Annotated in this window: 1 rRNA gene; it reads left to right on the top strand. The window is 56.1% G+C overall.

The annotated features are described in order from the left end of the window. Positions 1-280 (top strand): 16S ribosomal RNA (locus HXS66_RS17300); the annotation flags it as partial.

Genomic DNA, 280 nt, shown 5'->3' on the forward strand with positions numbered 1-280 from the left:
GTGTGAAGAAGGCCTTCGGGTTGTAAAGCACTTTCAGCGAGGAAGAACGCTTCGGGATTAATACTCCCGAGGAAAGACATCACTCGCAGAAGAAGCACCGGCTAACTCCGTGCCAGCAGCCGCGGTAATACGGAGGGTGCGAGCGTTAATCGGAATTACTGGGCGTAAAGCGCGCGTAGGTGGCTAAGTCAGCCAGGTGTGAAAGCCCCGGGCTCAACCTGGGAACGGCATCTGGAACTGCTTGGCTAGAGTGCAGGAGAGGAAGGTAGAATTCCCGGTG

This window comes from Cobetia sp. 5-11-6-3, from assembly GCF_013374055.1.
GTDB lineage: Bacteria > Pseudomonadota > Gammaproteobacteria > Pseudomonadales > Halomonadaceae > Cobetia > Cobetia marina.